The 14,590-nt window shown below is 72.1% G+C and carries 13 protein-coding genes, 1 tRNA gene and 1 other RNA gene; 6 read left to right on the top strand and 9 right to left on the bottom strand.

All coding sequences use genetic code 11. From position 1 onward, the window contains the following. Positions 1-131 precede the first annotated feature (131 nt). Genes J3P36_RS12745 through J3P36_RS12735 form a run of 3 tightly spaced genes read right to left on the bottom strand, consistent with a single transcriptional unit; the run spans position 132 to position 3,128 of the window. A complete protein-coding gene (locus J3P36_RS12745; protein ID WP_210508545.1) occupies positions 132-1,166 on the bottom strand; it encodes an Rv2578c family radical SAM protein in 1,035 nt (344 codons plus the stop codon). A 36-nt stretch (positions 1,167-1,202) separates the two neighbouring features. After that, on the bottom strand, positions 1,203-2,675 hold the full coding sequence (locus J3P36_RS12740) for a malate:quinone oxidoreductase (protein WP_210508544.1): 1,473 nt from the start codon (positions 2,673-2,675) through the stop codon (positions 1,203-1,205). Between the two features lie 36 nt (positions 2,676-2,711). After that, the gene (locus tag J3P36_RS12735) at positions 2,712-3,128 is read right to left on the bottom strand and encodes a hypothetical protein (protein ID WP_210508543.1); all 417 of its coding nucleotides are present in this window, start codon (positions 3,126-3,128) and stop codon (positions 2,712-2,714) included. Between J3P36_RS12735 and J3P36_RS12730 the strand changes: the two genes are divergently transcribed. Beyond that, a complete protein-coding gene (locus tag J3P36_RS12730) occupies positions 3,127-3,801 on the top strand; it encodes a MerR family transcriptional regulator (protein ID WP_246854640.1) in 675 nt (224 codons plus the stop codon). The genes J3P36_RS12735 and J3P36_RS12730 overlap by 2 nt on opposite strands. A gap of 252 nt (positions 3,802-4,053) precedes the next feature. Here J3P36_RS12730 and J3P36_RS12725 read toward each other — a convergent pair whose 3' ends face one another. The 5 genes from J3P36_RS12725 to ffs form a co-directional block, all read right to left on the bottom strand. Beyond that, the gene (locus J3P36_RS12725; protein ID WP_210508541.1) at positions 4,054-5,112 is read right to left on the bottom strand and encodes an aspartate-semialdehyde dehydrogenase; all 1,059 of its coding nucleotides are present in this window, start codon (positions 5,110-5,112) and stop codon (positions 4,054-4,056) included. Between the two features lie 17 nt (positions 5,113-5,129). After that, entirely contained in the window at positions 5,130-6,413 is a 1,284-nt protein-coding gene (locus J3P36_RS12720) for an aspartate kinase (RefSeq protein WP_210508540.1), read from the bottom strand. A 236-nt stretch (positions 6,414-6,649) separates the two neighbouring features. After that, positions 6,650-7,249: a recombination mediator RecR gene (gene recR / locus J3P36_RS12715; RefSeq protein ID WP_210508539.1), complete on the bottom strand. Its 600-nt coding sequence runs from the start codon at positions 7,247-7,249 to the stop codon at positions 6,650-6,652. Between the two features lie 3 nt (positions 7,250-7,252). Continuing rightward, a complete protein-coding gene (locus J3P36_RS12710) occupies positions 7,253-9,226 on the bottom strand; it encodes a DNA polymerase III subunit gamma and tau (protein WP_307807087.1) in 1,974 nt (657 codons plus the stop codon). Positions 9,227-9,601: 375 nt separating this feature from the next. Next, an RNA gene (gene ffs / locus J3P36_RS12705) (signal recognition particle sRNA small type) lies at positions 9,602-9,698 on the bottom strand. A 31-nt stretch (positions 9,699-9,729) separates the two neighbouring features. On the opposite strand from ffs, the gene J3P36_RS12700 reads away from it, so the two are divergent. From J3P36_RS12700 to J3P36_RS12690, 3 genes are all read left to right on the top strand, one after another. Then, positions 9,730-9,817 (top strand) — tRNA-Ser (locus J3P36_RS12700). A gap of 238 nt (positions 9,818-10,055) precedes the next feature. Further along, a complete protein-coding gene (locus tag J3P36_RS12695) occupies positions 10,056-10,820 on the top strand; it encodes a nucleotidyltransferase domain-containing protein (RefSeq protein ID WP_210508538.1) in 765 nt (254 codons plus the stop codon). A 112-nt stretch (positions 10,821-10,932) separates the two neighbouring features. After that, positions 10,933-11,550, top strand: a complete 618-nt coding sequence (locus J3P36_RS12690; protein WP_210508537.1) for a hypothetical protein — start codon at positions 10,933-10,935, stop codon at positions 11,548-11,550. Here the strand turns inward: J3P36_RS12690 and J3P36_RS12685 are convergent. Next, a complete protein-coding gene (locus J3P36_RS12685) occupies positions 11,547-12,815 on the bottom strand; it encodes a saccharopine dehydrogenase family protein (RefSeq protein ID WP_210508536.1) in 1,269 nt (422 codons plus the stop codon). The two genes, J3P36_RS12690 and J3P36_RS12685, sit on opposite strands and share 4 nt — an antisense overlap. Positions 12,816-13,015: 200 nt before the next feature. Between J3P36_RS12685 and J3P36_RS12680 the strand changes: the two genes are divergently transcribed. Both J3P36_RS12680 and J3P36_RS12675 read left to right on the top strand, forming a co-directional pair. Beyond that, positions 13,016-13,996: a Gfo/Idh/MocA family oxidoreductase gene (locus J3P36_RS12680; protein ID WP_307807086.1), complete on the top strand. Its 981-nt coding sequence runs from the start codon at positions 13,016-13,018 to the stop codon at positions 13,994-13,996. A 99-nt stretch (positions 13,997-14,095) separates the two neighbouring features. Beyond that, the gene (locus J3P36_RS12675) at positions 14,096-14,587 is read left to right on the top strand and encodes a cation:proton antiporter regulatory subunit (RefSeq protein WP_210508535.1); all 492 of its coding nucleotides are present in this window, start codon (positions 14,096-14,098) and stop codon (positions 14,585-14,587) included. The last annotated feature ends 3 nt before the right edge of the window (positions 14,588-14,590 follow it).

Raw genomic sequence — 14,590 nt, 5'->3', positions numbered from 1 at the left:
CGGTGGGCCGTCCCTGATCGCCGGGCGACGGCGGCGACGGGGGCCGCCGGATCGATTATGGCAGTGACACGACCGTTTTGTACCCCGATCCGGCGATCACCCGGCGCGGCCCGCCCGCAACGGGGTACAGCTCAGAAGAGCGTCGGCACCGGCTCGGGCGCCGCCTGTCGCTGCGCGGCGCTCGAGAGCACCGCCCCGGTAGCGGGGTCGGTGCGACCGGAGCGCAGCCCGTGCTTCGCGAGGAGAGGCGAGATCCGCTGGGCGAGCCAGGCGCGGTACTCCTTCGGCGCGTAGGCGCCACGCGCGTACAGCTGCCGGTAGCGGCCAGAGAGGTCGGGGCGGTACCGGTCGAGCCAGGCCAGGTACCACTCCTTCGTTCCCGGCTTCAGGTAGAGCGCGGTGTGCAGCACCGAGGTCGCGTTCGAGGCCGCGATCATGCCGAGCGCCTTGTCGAGGTGGCTCGTCGTGTCCGTGAGGTAGGGCAGCACCGGCATGAGGAAGACGCTGCAGGGCAGACCGCGCTCGCGCGCCGCGGCGACCGTGGCGAGGCGAGCGGCGGTGGTGGGCGTGCCCGGCTCCACGGACTGCTGCAGCTCGTCGTCGTAGACGGCGATGGACATCGCGAGGTCGACCGGCACGCGCTCGGCGAGCGTGGCCAGCAGGTCGAGGTCCCGCCGCAGGAGGGTGCCCTTGGTGAGGATGGAGATGGGAGTGCCGGAGTCCGCGAGCGCGGTGAGGATCTCCGGCATCAGCCGGTAACGGCCCTCCGCGCGCTGGTAGGGGTCGGTGTTGGTGCCGAGCGCGACCGGCGGACGCTGCCACTTCGGCGACGCCAGCTCCTTCCGCAGCACCTCGGCCACGTTCACCTTCACGATGATCTGGCGGTCGAAGTCCTCGCCCTCGTCGAGGTCGAGGTAGCGGTGGGTGGGCCGCGCGAAGCAGTACGTGCAGGCGTGGCTGCACCCGCGGTAGGGGTTGATGGTCCAGCCGAAGCCGAAGCGCTCGGGCCCGGGCACCTTGTTGAGCGCGCTCTTCGCGAGCACCTCGTGGAAGGTCACGCCCGCGAACTCGGGCGTGCGCACCGAGCGGACGAAGTTGTTCAGCCGAGCGAGTCCGGGCAGGGCGTCGACCTGCTCGACGTCCAGCTCCTGCCCGCTCCACCGCATGCGACCAGTCGAACATACGTTCGACTGGTCGTCAACCTAGGCGACGAGGCGCAGCACCCGCGCGGTCTCCTCGAGGACCTCCTCGGCCCGCTCCGGCGTCTTCGACAGGAGGGTGCCGTACGTGGGGACCAGCTCCTTGAGGTGCGGCTCCCACGATCCGATGGAGCCCGGGAAGCAGCGCTTGAGCACGTCGAACATGATCGGCGCGGCCGTCGAGGCACCCGGCGAGGCGCCGAGGAGGCCGGCGATGCTCCCATCCGCCGACGCGATCACCTCGGTGCCGAACTGCAGGACGCCGCCCTTGCGCTTGTCCGGCTTGATCACCTGCGCGCGCTGCCCGGCGACGATCAGGCGCCAGTCCGAGCGCTTCGCGAGCGGGTAGAACTCGCGGAGGCTGCCGAACTTCTTCTTCCGGCTCGCCAGCACCTCGCCGACGAGGTAGCGCACGAGGCCGATGTTGTCCTTCGCGACCGCGAGCAGCGGGATGATGTTGTGCGGCTTGACCGAGCCGAAGAGGTCGAGCAGCGAGCCCTTCTTGAGGAACTTGGGGCTGAAGCCGGCGTAGGGCCCGAACATGAGCGACGCGGAGCCGTCGACGATGCGGGTGTCGAGGTGGGGCACCGACATCGGCGGAGCGCCGACCGACGCCTTGCCGTAGACCTTCGCCTGGTGGCGGGCCACGACCTCCGGGTTGTCGGTGCGCAGGAACTGGCCGCTGATCGGGAAGACGCCGTAGCCGCGCGCCTCCGGGATGCCGGACTTCTGCAGCATCTTGAGCGCCCAGCCGCCGGCGCCGACGAAGACGAAGCGGGCGCGGACCTCGGCCGTGCCGCCCTTCTGCTTGACGCGGACCCGCCACAGGCCGTCCGCATCCTTCTTCAGGCCCTTGACCTCGGCGTTGAGGTGGAGCTGCGCGCCGCCCTCGACCATGCGGTCGAAGAGCGCACGTGTCAGCGCACCGAAGTCGACGTCCGTGCCCGCCTCGATGCGGGTGGCGGCGACCGGCTCGTCCTTGCGCCGGCCCTCGATGAGCAGCGGCGCCCACTCGTGCAGCACGCGCGGGTCGTCGGAGAACTCGAGCCCGGCGAACAGGGGCTCATCCTTGAGCGCGTCGAAGCGCTGGCGGAGGAAGCGCACGTTCTCCGCGCCGCGCACGAAGGTCATGTGCGGCACCGAGTTGACGAACGCGGTGGCCTCGGGAAGGCGCGACGACTCGACGAGTGAGGACCAGAACTGGCGCGACACCTGAAACTGCTCGTTCACCTTGATCGCGCTGCGGATGTCGAGCCGGCCGTCGGGCCGCTCGGGGGTGTAGTTGAGTTCGCAGAAGGCGGCGTGCCCGGTCCCGGCGTTGTTCCAGGGGTTGCTGCTCTCCTCAGCGACCGCGCCGAGGCGCTCGTAAGCCGCGATCGACCAGGTCGGTTCGAGCTGCTGGAGGAGGGTGCCGAGAGTCGCGCTCATGATCCCCCCGCCGATGAGCACGACGTCGACGGGTTCAGCCGATGCCATGCTCCGATTCTACGTGGGCGGAGCATGCCTCCCGCGTCATGAGACCCCCGCCGCGATCAGGCCGATTCCCGCCGCGAGAAGGCCGACGGTGAGGCTCGCCGCCCCGATCCACAGCAGCGCCAGAAGGCGGCTGGGCTTCTGCGGGTCGCGCCCCAGCACGGAGAGGAAGAAGCCCGCCGGCATGAGGATCGCGGCGAGCGGCACGCCATTGCGGGCGACGAGATCCCAGCCGAGGGGAAGATCGGCAGAGTCGAGGACGCCGAGGATGGCGATGCTGAGCACGAGCAGCACTCCCGCGTGCGCGTGCCCCGCGCGGTAGAAGCTGAGCTGCAGCCGATTCGCCGGCGCCTTCCCGCGCAGGACGCGTGTGAGGAACCAGCCGCCGGATTCGACGGTGACGAGCGCCAGCAGCAGGACGCCGATGAGGACCTGGGTCCCGGGTTGGATAGTCATGGTATCCGATCTTGGATACCGCTACTATCCGTGTCAAGGCCGTTCAGGGGGAGGCAGCGTGAGGGTCTCGGAACTGGTTCGGCGCACGGGGACACCGCTCGCGACAGTGAAGTTCTACCTCCGGGAGGGGCTCCTCCCCGCGGGCCGGGCGACGGGCGCGACTCAGGCGGAGTACACGGAGGAGCACGTCCGGCGCATCGCCGTGATCCGGGCGCTCAGCGACGTGGCGGGGCTTCCGCTCGCCAAGATCAGGGCGATCCTCGCGGTCGTCGACGCTCCCGGCGACGACCTCTTCGCCGCCCTCGGCGCCGCCGTCGGGGCGCTGCCGCCCTACCCGTCGCCGGAGGACCCCGCCCTCCCCCGCGCACGGGCCGCGGTCGAGCGACTCGGGCTGCACTGGGATCCCGACTACCCCGCCACCGGCCAGCTCGAGCGCGCTCTCGCCGCCGCCGAGGCGGCGGGGCTGCCGATCAGCGACGAGCGACTCGAGGTGTACGGACGCGTGCTCGGCGAGCTGGCGGAGTACGACATCGCCGGCCTGCCGCCCTCCGGCGGACCTGCGGTCGAGTACGCGGTGCTCGGCACGGCGCTCTACGAGCCGGTCCTGCTCGCCCTCCGCCGCCTCGCCCACGAGGACCGCGCCCGCCGCCGCCTGCGGCCCCCCGGCGCGTGAGGAGTTGCCCTCCCGGTGATTGAGGAGCCGCCGCAGGCGGCGTCTCGAGATCACCCGACCTGCCCCCGGGAAGCCGCGCGCGGCTGGGTCCAGAGACCGGCTCGCGTGGTTTCAACACGCGGGTTCGCCGCTCCTCAACCACCGGGATGGCTGGGTCCAGAGACCGGCTCGCGTGGTTTCGAGACGCGGCTTCGCCGCTCCTCAACCACCGGGGTGCGGGGCTGCGCCGCTCCTCGGTCGCGGTGACGGACGTCAGGCGACGGGGAGGCGCTCCGCGACCAGCTCCGCGAGCTGCACCGCGTTCAGCGCAGCGCCCTTGCGGAGGTTGTCGTTGCTGATGAACAGCGCGAGGCCGCGGCCCTCCGGGGCGCCCTCGTCCTGACGGATGCGGCCGACGTAGCTCGGGTCCGTGCCGGCCGCCTGCAGCGGGGTCGGGATGTCGGAGAGCGCGACGCCCGGCGCGCCGTCGAGCAGCTCGCGGGCGCGCTCCGGCGAGATGGGGCGTGCGAACTCCGCGTTGATGGAGAGCGAGTGCCCGGTGAACACCGGGACGCGGACGCAGGTGCCGCTGACGAGCAGGTCCGGCAGCTCGAGGATCTTCCGGCTCTCGTTGCGGAGCTTCTTCTCCTCGTCGGTCTCGCCGAGTCCGTCGTCGACGAGGTTGCCGGCGAACGGGATGACGTCGAACGCGATGGTGCGCGGGAACTTGTCGGCCTCGGGGAAGTCGACGGCCGAGCCGTCGTGCACGAGGCGGGCCGGGTCGTCCGCGACCGCGGCGCTGGCCTGCTCGACGAGCTCGGCGACACCGGCGAGGCCGGCACCGGAGACCGCCTGGTAGGTGCTGACGACGAGGCGGGTCAGGCCGGCCTCCTGGTCGAGCACCTTGAGGACCGGCATCGCGGCCATCGTGGTGCAGTTCGGGTTCGCGATGATGCGCTTGACGGCCTCGTCGAGGGCGTGCGGGTTCACCTCGCTGACGACGAGCGGCACCTCGGGGTCCATGCGCCAGGCCGACGAGTTGTCGATGACGGTGACGCCGGCCGCGGCGAAGCGGGGAGCCTGAGCCTTCGACGTCGAGCCGCCCGCGGAGAAGATGGCGATGTCGAGGCCGGAGGGATCGGCGGTGGCCGCATCCTCGACGACGATCTCCTCGCCCTTCCACGGCAGCGTGGTGCCCGCCGACCGCGCTGAGGCGAAGTAGCGGATCTGCTCGACCGGGAACTCGCGCTCCTCGAGCAGCCGCCGCACGACGGCGCCGACCTGTCCGGTCGCGCCGACCACTCCGACGCGCACTCCCCTGCCCTCAGCCATGGTTCCGTTCCTCCTGGTCAGCGTCCGGTGCCGGCGTAGACGACGGCCTCGGCCTCGCCGTCCAGGCCGAAGGCGGAGTGCACGGCGCGCACCGCGTCGTTCAGCATGTCCGCCCGAGTGACGACCGAGATGCGGATCTCGCTCGTCGAGATCATCTCGATGTTGATGCCCGCCTCGAAGAGGGCGGTGAAGAGCTGGGCGGAGACGCCCACGTTGGTGCGCATGCCGGCGCCGACGAGCGACAGCTTGCCGATCTGGTCGTCGTGCTGCAGCGTCGAGAAGCCGACCTGGTCGCGCTCCACGGTCAGTGCGGTGAGCACGGCCTGCGCGTCCGACTTCGGCAGCGTGAACGAGATGTCGGTGAGGCCGGTGGCCGCGGCCGACACGTTCTGCACGATCATGTCGATGTTGGCGCCGGACTTGGCGACGATGTTGAAGATCTGCGCGGCCTTGCCCGGGATGTCGGGCACCCCCACGACGGTGATCTTCGCCTCGGTGAGGTCGTGGGCGACACCGGCGATGATCGGCTCTTCCACAGGAACTCCGTTCTCGTCCCGCCCCGGCTCGGTGGGGTTGTAGACGATGGTGCCCTCGTTGTTGTTGAACGAGGAGCGTACGTGCAACGTAACGCCGTGCCGTCTGGCGTATTCCACGGCGCGGATGTAGAGGACCTTGGCGCCGGACGCGGCGAGCTCGAGCATCTCCTCGCTCGTCACCCGGTCCAGCTTGCGGGCGCGGTGCACCACGCGGGGGTCGGCGGTGAAGACGCCGTCGACGTCGGTGTAGATCTCGCAGATGTCCGCGTCGAGCGCCGCCGCGAGCGCGACCGCCGTCGTGTCCGATCCGCCGCGGCCGAGGGTGGTGATGTCGCCGGTGCCGCGGTTGAACCCCTGAAAGCCGGCGACGATCGCGATGGCGCCCTCGTCGAGTGCCTCGCGGACGCGGACCGGGGTGACGTCGACGATGCGCGCGGCGCCGTGCTGGGCGTCCGTGATCATGCCGGCCTGGCTGCCGGTGAAGGAGCGGGCGTCGTGGCCGAGGTTCTCGATCGCCATCGCGAGGAGCGCCATGGAGATGCGCTCGCCCGCCGTGAGGAGCATGTCGAGCTCGCGCGGCTCCGGGATCGGGGCGACCTGGTGCGCGAGGTCGAGGAGGTCGTCCGTGGTGTCGCCCATCGCGGAGACGGCGACCACCACGTCGTTGCCGGCACGGCGGGTGGCGACGATGCGCTTCGCGACCCGCTTGATGCTCTCGGCGTCGGACACGGACGATCCGCCGTACTTCTGCACGATCAAGCTCACACGCGACTCCCGGGATCCGGTCGCGCACCCCGGGCGACCGCGACGATTCTACTGGGACGGCCGATAACGGAAAGCTGAGTGTGACTCAGTGCGCGTTGCCGCGGTCCTCCCGTCCCTCAACAGGCAGAGATCCCGCCAACAGGTGGAATCGGCGGGTTTCCGCCTGTCGGCGGGAGGAATGCCTGTTGAGGGACGGTGACCGTCTCTGGCGGATGCTGTCGCGTCGCGCGGATCGGTCAGTGCTCGACGAGGCGGCGGCCCTCGAAGGCGCGGCCGAGGGTGACCTCGTCGGCGTACTCGAGGTCGCCGCCGACGGGAAGGCCGGAAGCGAGGCGACTGACGCGCACCTCGAGGGTGCGGAGCAGGCGGGAGAGGTACGTGGCGGTCGCCTCCCCCTCCAGGTTCGGGTCGGTCGCGATGATGACCTCCTCGACGACCCCGTCGCTGAGCCGCTGCAGCAGCTCGCGGATGCGCAGGTCCTCCGGTCCGACGCCGTCGATGGGGCTGATCGCGCCGCCGAGCACGTGGTAGAGGCCGCGGAACTCGCGGGTGCGCTCGATGGCCACGACGTCCTTCGCCTCCTCGACCACGCAGATGAGGGTGCGGTTGCGCCGGGCGTCGCGGCAGATGTTGCAGCGCTCCTGATCGGCGACGTTGCCGCACTCGACGCAGAAGCGCACCTTCTCGCGCACCTCGAGCAGGATCTCGCCGAGCCGCTGCACGTCGAAGCTCTGCGTCTGGACGATGTGGAACGCGATCCGCTGGGCGGACTTCGGCCCGATGCCGGGGAGCCGGCCGAGCTCGTCGATCAGCTCCTGGACGATGCCTTCGTACATGCGCTACTCCCGATTCCGGGGCGGCAGCGACGTCTCCTCGAGGAAGCTCGCGCCGAGGATCTCGCGCACGACGGCCTCGCCGTAGCGCTGAGGCTCGTCGCGCACGGGCGACGAGGCGCCGCGCGATGCGACGGGCGCTCCGCCCACGGACGCTGCGGGGCCGGCCGCCGGGGCGTCGCCGGCGTCGACCCGGGCGAGGAACTTCACGCGCACGCCGAGCACGTCGAGGATCGCCCGGCGCAGGATCTCGCTGACACCCTGGCCGGGCGTCTGCTGCTGCTGGCGGAACCCGGCCACGTCGTTCTCGCTGACGAAGCCGAGGGTCAGGATGTCCTCACGCAGGCCGAGCGGCTGCGCGGTGTAGACGACGGTCCACGCGGCGAGCTTGATGCGCTTGACCGCCTCGAGGATCTCCGGCCAGGCGTCGCGGACGCGCTGCAGGTCGAGGGCGATCGCGGCCGGATCCGCGGCAGGCCGCTCCGGCTCCGGCGCGGGCGCCGGGCGGGAGGCGGCGGGAGGCTCGACCGGCGCGGCCGGGGCAGCGGGCGCGGGCTGGGCGGGCCCGGCGGCTGCGCCTGACCCGGGCACCCGGACCTCCCAACCCGGCTCGCTGACCGGGGACGGGCGCGACGCCGGCTCCGGGCGTGCGGTCGGCGCCGGCTCCGGCCGGGTGTCGGGGCGGCGCTCCGGCACAGCTGCGGCACGCGCCGCGGGAGCAGCGGCGGGCGGAGCCGAGACGGGGGCCGGCGCCGGCGCGGCTGCCGCGGGCGCCGACGTCGCAGCGGGGGCAGACGGGGCCGCGGAGGCGCTGTCGGGCACCCCTACCCGGCGCTCGAGGCGCTCGACGCGGGCGAGGGCCCCGCGCTCGGTGCCATCGCTTGCAGTGACGAGCACGCGGGCGATCATCAGCTCGAGGTGGAGGCGGGGCGAGGTCGCGCCGGTCATCTCGGTGAGGGCGTCGTTGACGACGTCCGCGGCGCGGGACAGCTGCGCGACGCCGTAGTGCGCCGCCTGAACCCGATAGGACTCGAGCTGCTCGGTCGGCACGCCGCGGAGCACGGCGCCCGCGTTCTCGCCGGTCGCCGCGACGACGATGAGGTCGCGGAGGCGCTCCAGGAGGTCCTCGACGAACCGGCGCGGATCCTGCCCGGTCTGGATGACCCGGTCGACGGCTGCGAACGCGTCGGCGCCGTTGCGGGTGCCGAGCGCGACGATGACGTCGTCGAGGAGCGCACCGTGGGTGTAGCCGAGCAGCGCGACCGCGCGCTCGTAGTCGACCGTGTCGCCCTCTGAGCCGGCGATGAGCTGGTCGAGCAGCGACAGGGTGTCCCGCACCGACCCGCCACCCGCGCGCACGACGAGCGGGAGCACGCCGGCCGCGACGCTCACCTTCTCCTGGTCGCAGAGCTGCTGGAGGTACTCGAGCATCTGCGCGGGCGGCACGAGCCGGAAGGGGTAGTGGTGCGTGCGGGAGCGGATCGTCCCGATCACCTTCTCCGGCTCGGTGGTCGCGAAGATGAACATGACGTGCTCGGGCGGCTCCTCGACGATCTTGAGGAGCGCATTGAAGCCCTGCGGCGTCACCATGTGCGCCTCGTCGAGGATGAAGATCTTGTAGCGGTCGCGGGCGGGCGCGAAGATGGCCCGCTCGCGCAGGTCGCGGGCGTCATCGACGCCGTTGTGGCTGGCGGCGTCGATCTCGACGACGTCGAGCGATCCGCCGCCGTTGCGGCCCAGCTCGACGCAGCTGGGGCAGGTGCCGCAGGGGGTGTCGGTGGGGCCCTCGGCGCAGTTGAGGCAGCGGGCGAGGATTCGGGCCGACGTGGTCTTGCCGCAGCCGCGGGGGCCGCTGAACAGGTAGGCGTGATTGACCCGATCGGTGCGCAGGGCGGTGCGGAGCGGGTCGGTGACCTGCGCCTGACCGATCAGCTCCGCGAACGTCTCGGGGCGGTAGCGACGGTAGAGGGCGGTGACCACCGAACAAGGGTAACCGCCGGGGGTGACACCGCAGCCCGGGCGCGGCGGCCCGTGGGAAGGGGCCGGATCGACCGGCACGGGGAGGGCGCGGGCGTGATGGAGCACTGGTTCAGCAGTGCGCCCGCGGTCCGGCGCGCGGAAGTTCAGCAGGCGCCGACGCGCTCTGTGGCGCGGCTCGGCAGGCGTCGACGCGGTCTGCGGCACGGCTCAGCAGGCGCCCACGCGACTCAGCAGGCAGAACAGGCCCGGATTCGCCTGCTGAACGCCTCCAGCGCCTGCTGAAGGGCGGGAGCGTTCCTGCTGAGTCGGCCGTTCTCCGGAAGCCGACGGCGCCTCCCGTCGGGAGCCGAGCCCGCCCCGACAGGCCCCGAAAACAGGAAGGACCCCCCGCGCACCCGCCAGAGCCCGGTTACCCTTGCTGCGTTTCCGCCCTGGGGGAGTTGGCCTGGATGGCGCCACGCGGGGAGCCGGGGTCCAGCATACCGGTAGGATGGTGAACGACCGGAGGATTCGCCTAGTGGCCTATGGCGCACGCTTGGAAAGCGTGTTGGGTGAAAGCCCTCGGGGGTTCGAATCCCCCATCCTCCGCCATGTAGAAGAGGCGCCGCCCCGCTGGGGTGGCGCCTCTTCTTGTTGACGCGGGACAGTGGGGACGAGGAGCCTCTCGCAGGGCGGGCCTCCGGCGCAGGCTCGCGCCAGCGATCGCATCCCCATCCCGAGCGAGCGGCGCAAGCGGCGGAGCGGTGACTGCCGAGGACCCGGCCACGGCTCCACCACCGAGGCGCTTGACCTCTGCAGCAGCGGCGCCACCCTCACTACCCTTACCGCCATGTCGCCCGACGACGCTCCTTTCCTGACGGAGGTGACGGACGCCCTCGCGTCCCTCCCCTCGGTCGAAGCGGTGGCGCTCGGGGGCTCCCGCGCCCGCGGCACCCATCGTCCGGACAGCGACTGGGATGTGGGGATCTACTACCGGGGCGCATTCGACCCCGAGCACCTGCGCCGGCTGGGGTGGCCCGGGACGGTGTCCGATCTCGGCGGCTGGGGCGGCGGGGTCTTCAACGGCGGCGCCTGGCTCATGGTCGGAGAGCGGCGGGTCGACGTGCACTACCGCGACCTCGACGTCGTCGAGGCGGAGCTCGCGAGGGCGGAGCGGGGCGAGTTCGGGATCGAGCCCCTGATGTTCCACCTCGCCGGCATCCCGACCTACCTGGTCGTGGGTGAGCTGGCGGGCAACCGTGTACTGCACGGCTCGCTGCCCTCGCCCGGCTATCCCGAGGCGCTGCGCCGATCCGCCCCGGCCGTCTGGGCGGACCGCGCCGCCCTGCACCTCTCCTACGCGGAGAGCGGAGCCGCACGACACGGGCGGCTGACCCAGTGCGCGGGCCTGATGGCGGTGGCCGCGGTCGAGTACGCGCACGCCGTCCTGGCCGCGCGGGGCGAGTGGACCACCAACGAGAAGGACCTCCTCGACCGGGCGGGCCTGCGCGCCGCGGACGGGATCCTGGCGTCCCTGCACAGCGAGCCCTCGAGCCTTCTCGCCGCCGTCGCCGAGATGCGCGAGTTGGGGCGGACCGCACTGTCACAAGCCTGAGGAAGGGGCACCCGCACTGCCTCTCGAGCAGACGCGCCAGCGCGCCCCCGCACCCCTACGGGGGCTTCCGTCTCCTTCCAGCGCTCGCCTAGCCTCGTGAGCCGGAGGCGGTATGGGAAGTCGGGCGACGCGCAGCGCACTCGTCGTGCGCCCCTTCTGGCGGCGCTTCGCGACGACGATGAGCATCACCGTCGGCCTCGCGGTCGTCCCGCCCTTCGCGGCGCTCTACTGGCTCACCGTGCCGACGGGGACCTGGCCGACGGTCGCCGCCATCCACGCGGTCACCCTGCTCGCGATCGCGGCGGCCGCCATCCGCGTCCGCCACGTGGTCATCAAGGTCGACGAGCGCGGCATCCGCGAGCGCGGCTACTTCGGCCGACTGGCGGTCACGCCGCCGGAGGAGATCGACTCGATCCTGATCCTCACCGTGCTGGGCTCCAGCTCGGGCGACCCGAGCACGCAGCTGTTCGTCCTCGACCGCGCCGGCCGCACCCGGGTGCGGATGCGCGGCCAATACTGGTCGGAGGAGTCGCTGCGCGCGGTGGAGCACGCTCTCGACGTGCCCGTCCAGCGGATGCCGACGCCGCTCACGCGGCGCGAGCTGCGGGTGCTGCACGGGCGCAACCTGTTCTGGCACGAGCGCTACCCGGGACTCGCGTTCACGGCGATCGCGCTGCTCGCCGCAGGGGTGGCGGTCCCGGTGTTCGTCGTGATCGAGTCGCTGCTCTAGCGCTCCTCGAGCCCCCAGGGCTGGCCGTAGCCGCCGTCGGCCTCGCTCCGCGACATCAGGTCGAGGAACGGCGCGGCGTCGAACGACTCCGGCCCGCGCACCCCGCTTCCCTCCCAGACGCCACCCGCGAGCAGCTCGAGCGCGACGACCGGGTTGAGCGCCGTCTGCCAGACGACGCACTGGCTGTCGTACTCCCGCATCGTCTCCTCGTTGTCGGCGACGTGGTACAGGTACACCTCGCGGGGTTCGCCGTCCGGGCCCGTGCCCGTCACCCAGACGCCCGCGCAGGTCTTGCCGGTCATCCGGGGCCCGAGTGTCGCGGGGTCAGGCAGGGCCGCCGCGACGACGTCGCGCGGGGCGACCTCGACCGGCCCCGCGGCGGAGCGCACGCGGATCGGCGTCGTGGAGTCGAGGGACAGGCGGTGCAGGGTCTTCAGGACGGAGATGAACTCCTCCCCCAGGCCGTACTTGAAGGTCACCCGCTTCGCGGAGAGCCAGCGCGGCATGAGGAGCACCTCCTCGTGCTCGACGTTGACGCACTCCACCTCGCCGATGCCCTCGGGGAATCGGAACACCTCCGGCTCGCTGAACGGCGCGGTGGTGTACCAGCCGCGATCCGCCTCCCACACGACGGGCGGGTTCAGGCACTCCTCGATGGTCGTCCAGATGCTGAACGACGGAGCGAAGAGCTCGTTGCCGTCGTCGTCGCGGACCACCAGGTTGGCGCCGTCCCGCGTCCCGAGCTCGTCGATGCGGGAGAACAGGTGGTCCTGCGCGTAGCGCGCGAAGACGTCGCTGAGCCCCGGCTCGACGCCCATGCCGACGAGCGCGAGCCGCCCGGCGGCCTCCCAGTCCGCGGCCGCGTCGAACTGGGCGTCGCCGAGCTTAACTCCCGGCAGCTCGTGCGGCCGCTCCGGGTGCGGCTCGGACAGGCTCATCGCCATGTCGAGGTAGTCGGCCCCGGCCTGGAGGGCGCCGGCGAAGACGGCGGGCACGAACCTCGGCTCCACCGCGTTCATCACGTGCGTCGCGCGGTGCTTCCGCGCCACGGCGGCGACCGAGGCGGGGTCGGATGCGTCGATGCGGTCCGCCGAGAACCGCGCCGCCACGTCGGCGCCGTGCCGGCGCTCGATCCAGGCGACCGTCTCCTGCGCGCGGCCGAGGTCGTAGTCGGTCACGACCATCGAGTCGAAGAAGGACCGCCGGGCGGCGATCTTGGCGATGGCGTTGCCGACGCCGCCGGCGCCGACCAGGAGGATCCTCATGCCCGAACGCTATCGGGAGCGGCGGCAGGAACGGAAGCGCGGACCGCTGGAACCGACATTAATTCGGCCCGTCAGCCACGGATTCCGCGTCGGAAGGTCAGCAGCACCATCGTTTCCCTCCGTCCAGCGTCGACCGGGGGCCACCGGGTATCTCCGGCCGCTCCCCTAGGATTCTGGAATCGATTCCGAGGAGGACGACGGTGACTCTGCGTGTGGGGATCCTCGGTGCGGCGGGCATCGCGCCGAAGGCTCTGATCGACCCCGTCCGGCGACGGCAGGGCGACGTGGTCGTCACCGCTGTCGCCTCCCGCCGGCCCGACTCGGCGGCGGCCTACGCCGAGGAGCACGGCATCCCCCGCAGCCACGGCGGCTACGCGGCCCTGCTGGCGGATCCCGAGGTCGACCTCGTCTACAACGCCCTGCCTCCGTCGGCGCACGCTGAGTGGTCGATCGCCGCGCTGGAAGCGGGCAAGGACGTGCTCTGCGAGAAGCCGTTCGCGATGGATGCCGCCCAGGCCCGCGCGATGACGGACGCCGCCGAGCGGACGGGGCGCCGGCTCGTCGAGGCGTTCCATCACCGCTACCACCCGCTCTGGGACCACGCGGCGGCGTACCGGGACTCCGGCCGGATCGGCGAGGTGCGGCACCTCGTCGCGCGCTTCGACGCGTCGATCCCGTTCTGGGCCGAGTCGCTGCGGCACGCGCCCGAGCTGGGCGGCGGCGCGCTCATGGACCTCGGCTGCTACGCCCTGCACTGGGCGCGGACGTTCGCCGGGGAGGAGCCGACCGTGGAGGCGGCCCAGGCGGAGCTCAACGAGCTCGGCGCCGACCAGTCCATCCGAGCGCGCCTCACGTTCCCGTCGGGACTGACCGCGGTCGTCGAGGCGAGCATGGACGGGCCGTTCCGCCAGGAGCTGCTGCTCGAGGGCACGCAGGGCACCGTCGCGGTCGACGGTCTCGTGTTCCCCGCCCGCGGGCACAGCGTCCGCGAGGAGGTCGACGGCGTCGCCCGCTACAGCACGGTGGCCGGGCGGGAGACCTACGACCACCAGCTCGACGCCCTGGTCCGTGCCCTGGCTTCGGGCGAGCGGCTGCCCACCGAGGGCGCCGACTCGGTCGCCAACATGGCCGCGATCGATGCGATCTACGCCGCCGCCGGGGTCGTGCGCCCCGTCGCCTGAGCACGCGCCGCGACCGGCCATGACAGCCCTGTCCTCCGCGGCACCTCGCGGGCAGGCGCGGCGGGCCCAGCCGCTCGGCACGACTGCTACCGTCATGCCGTGAGCGTGCGCATCGAGCGGGTGGAGCTGCCGGGCATCGGCACGCGCCACGACGTGCTGACCGACAGCGGCCGCCGCGTGGGTGTCGTCTCGTACCGGACCGGCGAGCGGGATCTCGCGCTGTTCGACATCGACGACCCGGACGCGGCGAGCGACACGGTCACCCTCACCGACGACGAGGCGGACGCGCTCGCGAACGTGCTCGGCGCATCCGTGATGATCGGCCAGCTGACCGGCATCCGGGAGGCGGCGGGGCTCTACACCGAGCAGCTCGTCCTCCCCGCCACGTCGCCGTTCGCCGGCGGCGTCCTCGGCGACACCAAGGCGCGGACCCGCACGCGGACCTCGATCGTCGCGATCATCCGCAAGGCGGAGGTGATCCCGTCCCCGACCCCGCAGACCGATCTGCAGGCGGGCGACACGGTCATCGCGGTGGGCACCCGACCGGGCCTCGACTCGCTCGCGAAGCTGCTCACGCACGGCGCCGGCTAGCGC

The sequence above is a fragment of the Naasia sp. SYSU D00057 genome, from assembly GCF_017916505.1.
Taxonomy (GTDB): domain Bacteria; phylum Actinomycetota; class Actinomycetes; order Actinomycetales; family Microbacteriaceae; genus Naasia.
The sequence above is the reverse complement of the archived record's forward strand: the minus strand, read 5'-3'. Positions and strand labels throughout refer to the sequence as shown.

Coding starts and splice junctions, on each gene's coding strand:
- recR (WP_210508539.1), bottom strand. CDS start 7,249: ATGTACGAAGGCATCGTCCAGGAGCTGATCGACGAGCTCGGCCGGCTC.
- J3P36_RS12695 (WP_210508538.1), top strand. CDS start 10,056: ATGTCGCCCGACGACGCTCCTTTCCTGACGGAGGTGACGGACGCCCTC.
- J3P36_RS12685 (WP_210508536.1), bottom strand. CDS start 12,815: ATGAGGATCCTCCTGGTCGGCGCCGGCGGCGTCGGCAACGCCATCGCC.
- J3P36_RS12725 (WP_210508541.1), bottom strand. CDS start 5,112: ATGGCTGAGGGCAGGGGAGTGCGCGTCGGAGTGGTCGGCGCGACCGGA.
- J3P36_RS12730 (WP_246854640.1), top strand. CDS start 3,127: ATGGTATCCGATCTTGGATACCGCTACTATCCGTGTCAAGGCCGTTCA.
- J3P36_RS12690 (WP_210508537.1), top strand. CDS start 10,933: ATGGGAAGTCGGGCGACGCGCAGCGCACTCGTCGTGCGCCCCTTCTGG.
- J3P36_RS12740 (WP_210508544.1), bottom strand. CDS start 2,675: ATGGCATCGGCTGAACCCGTCGACGTCGTGCTCATCGGCGGGGGGATC.
- J3P36_RS12735 (WP_210508543.1), bottom strand. CDS start 3,128: ATGACTATCCAACCCGGGACCCAGGTCCTCATCGGCGTCCTGCTGCTG.
- J3P36_RS12745 (WP_210508545.1), bottom strand. CDS start 1,166: ATGCGGTGGAGCGGGCAGGAGCTGGACGTCGAGCAGGTCGACGCCCTG.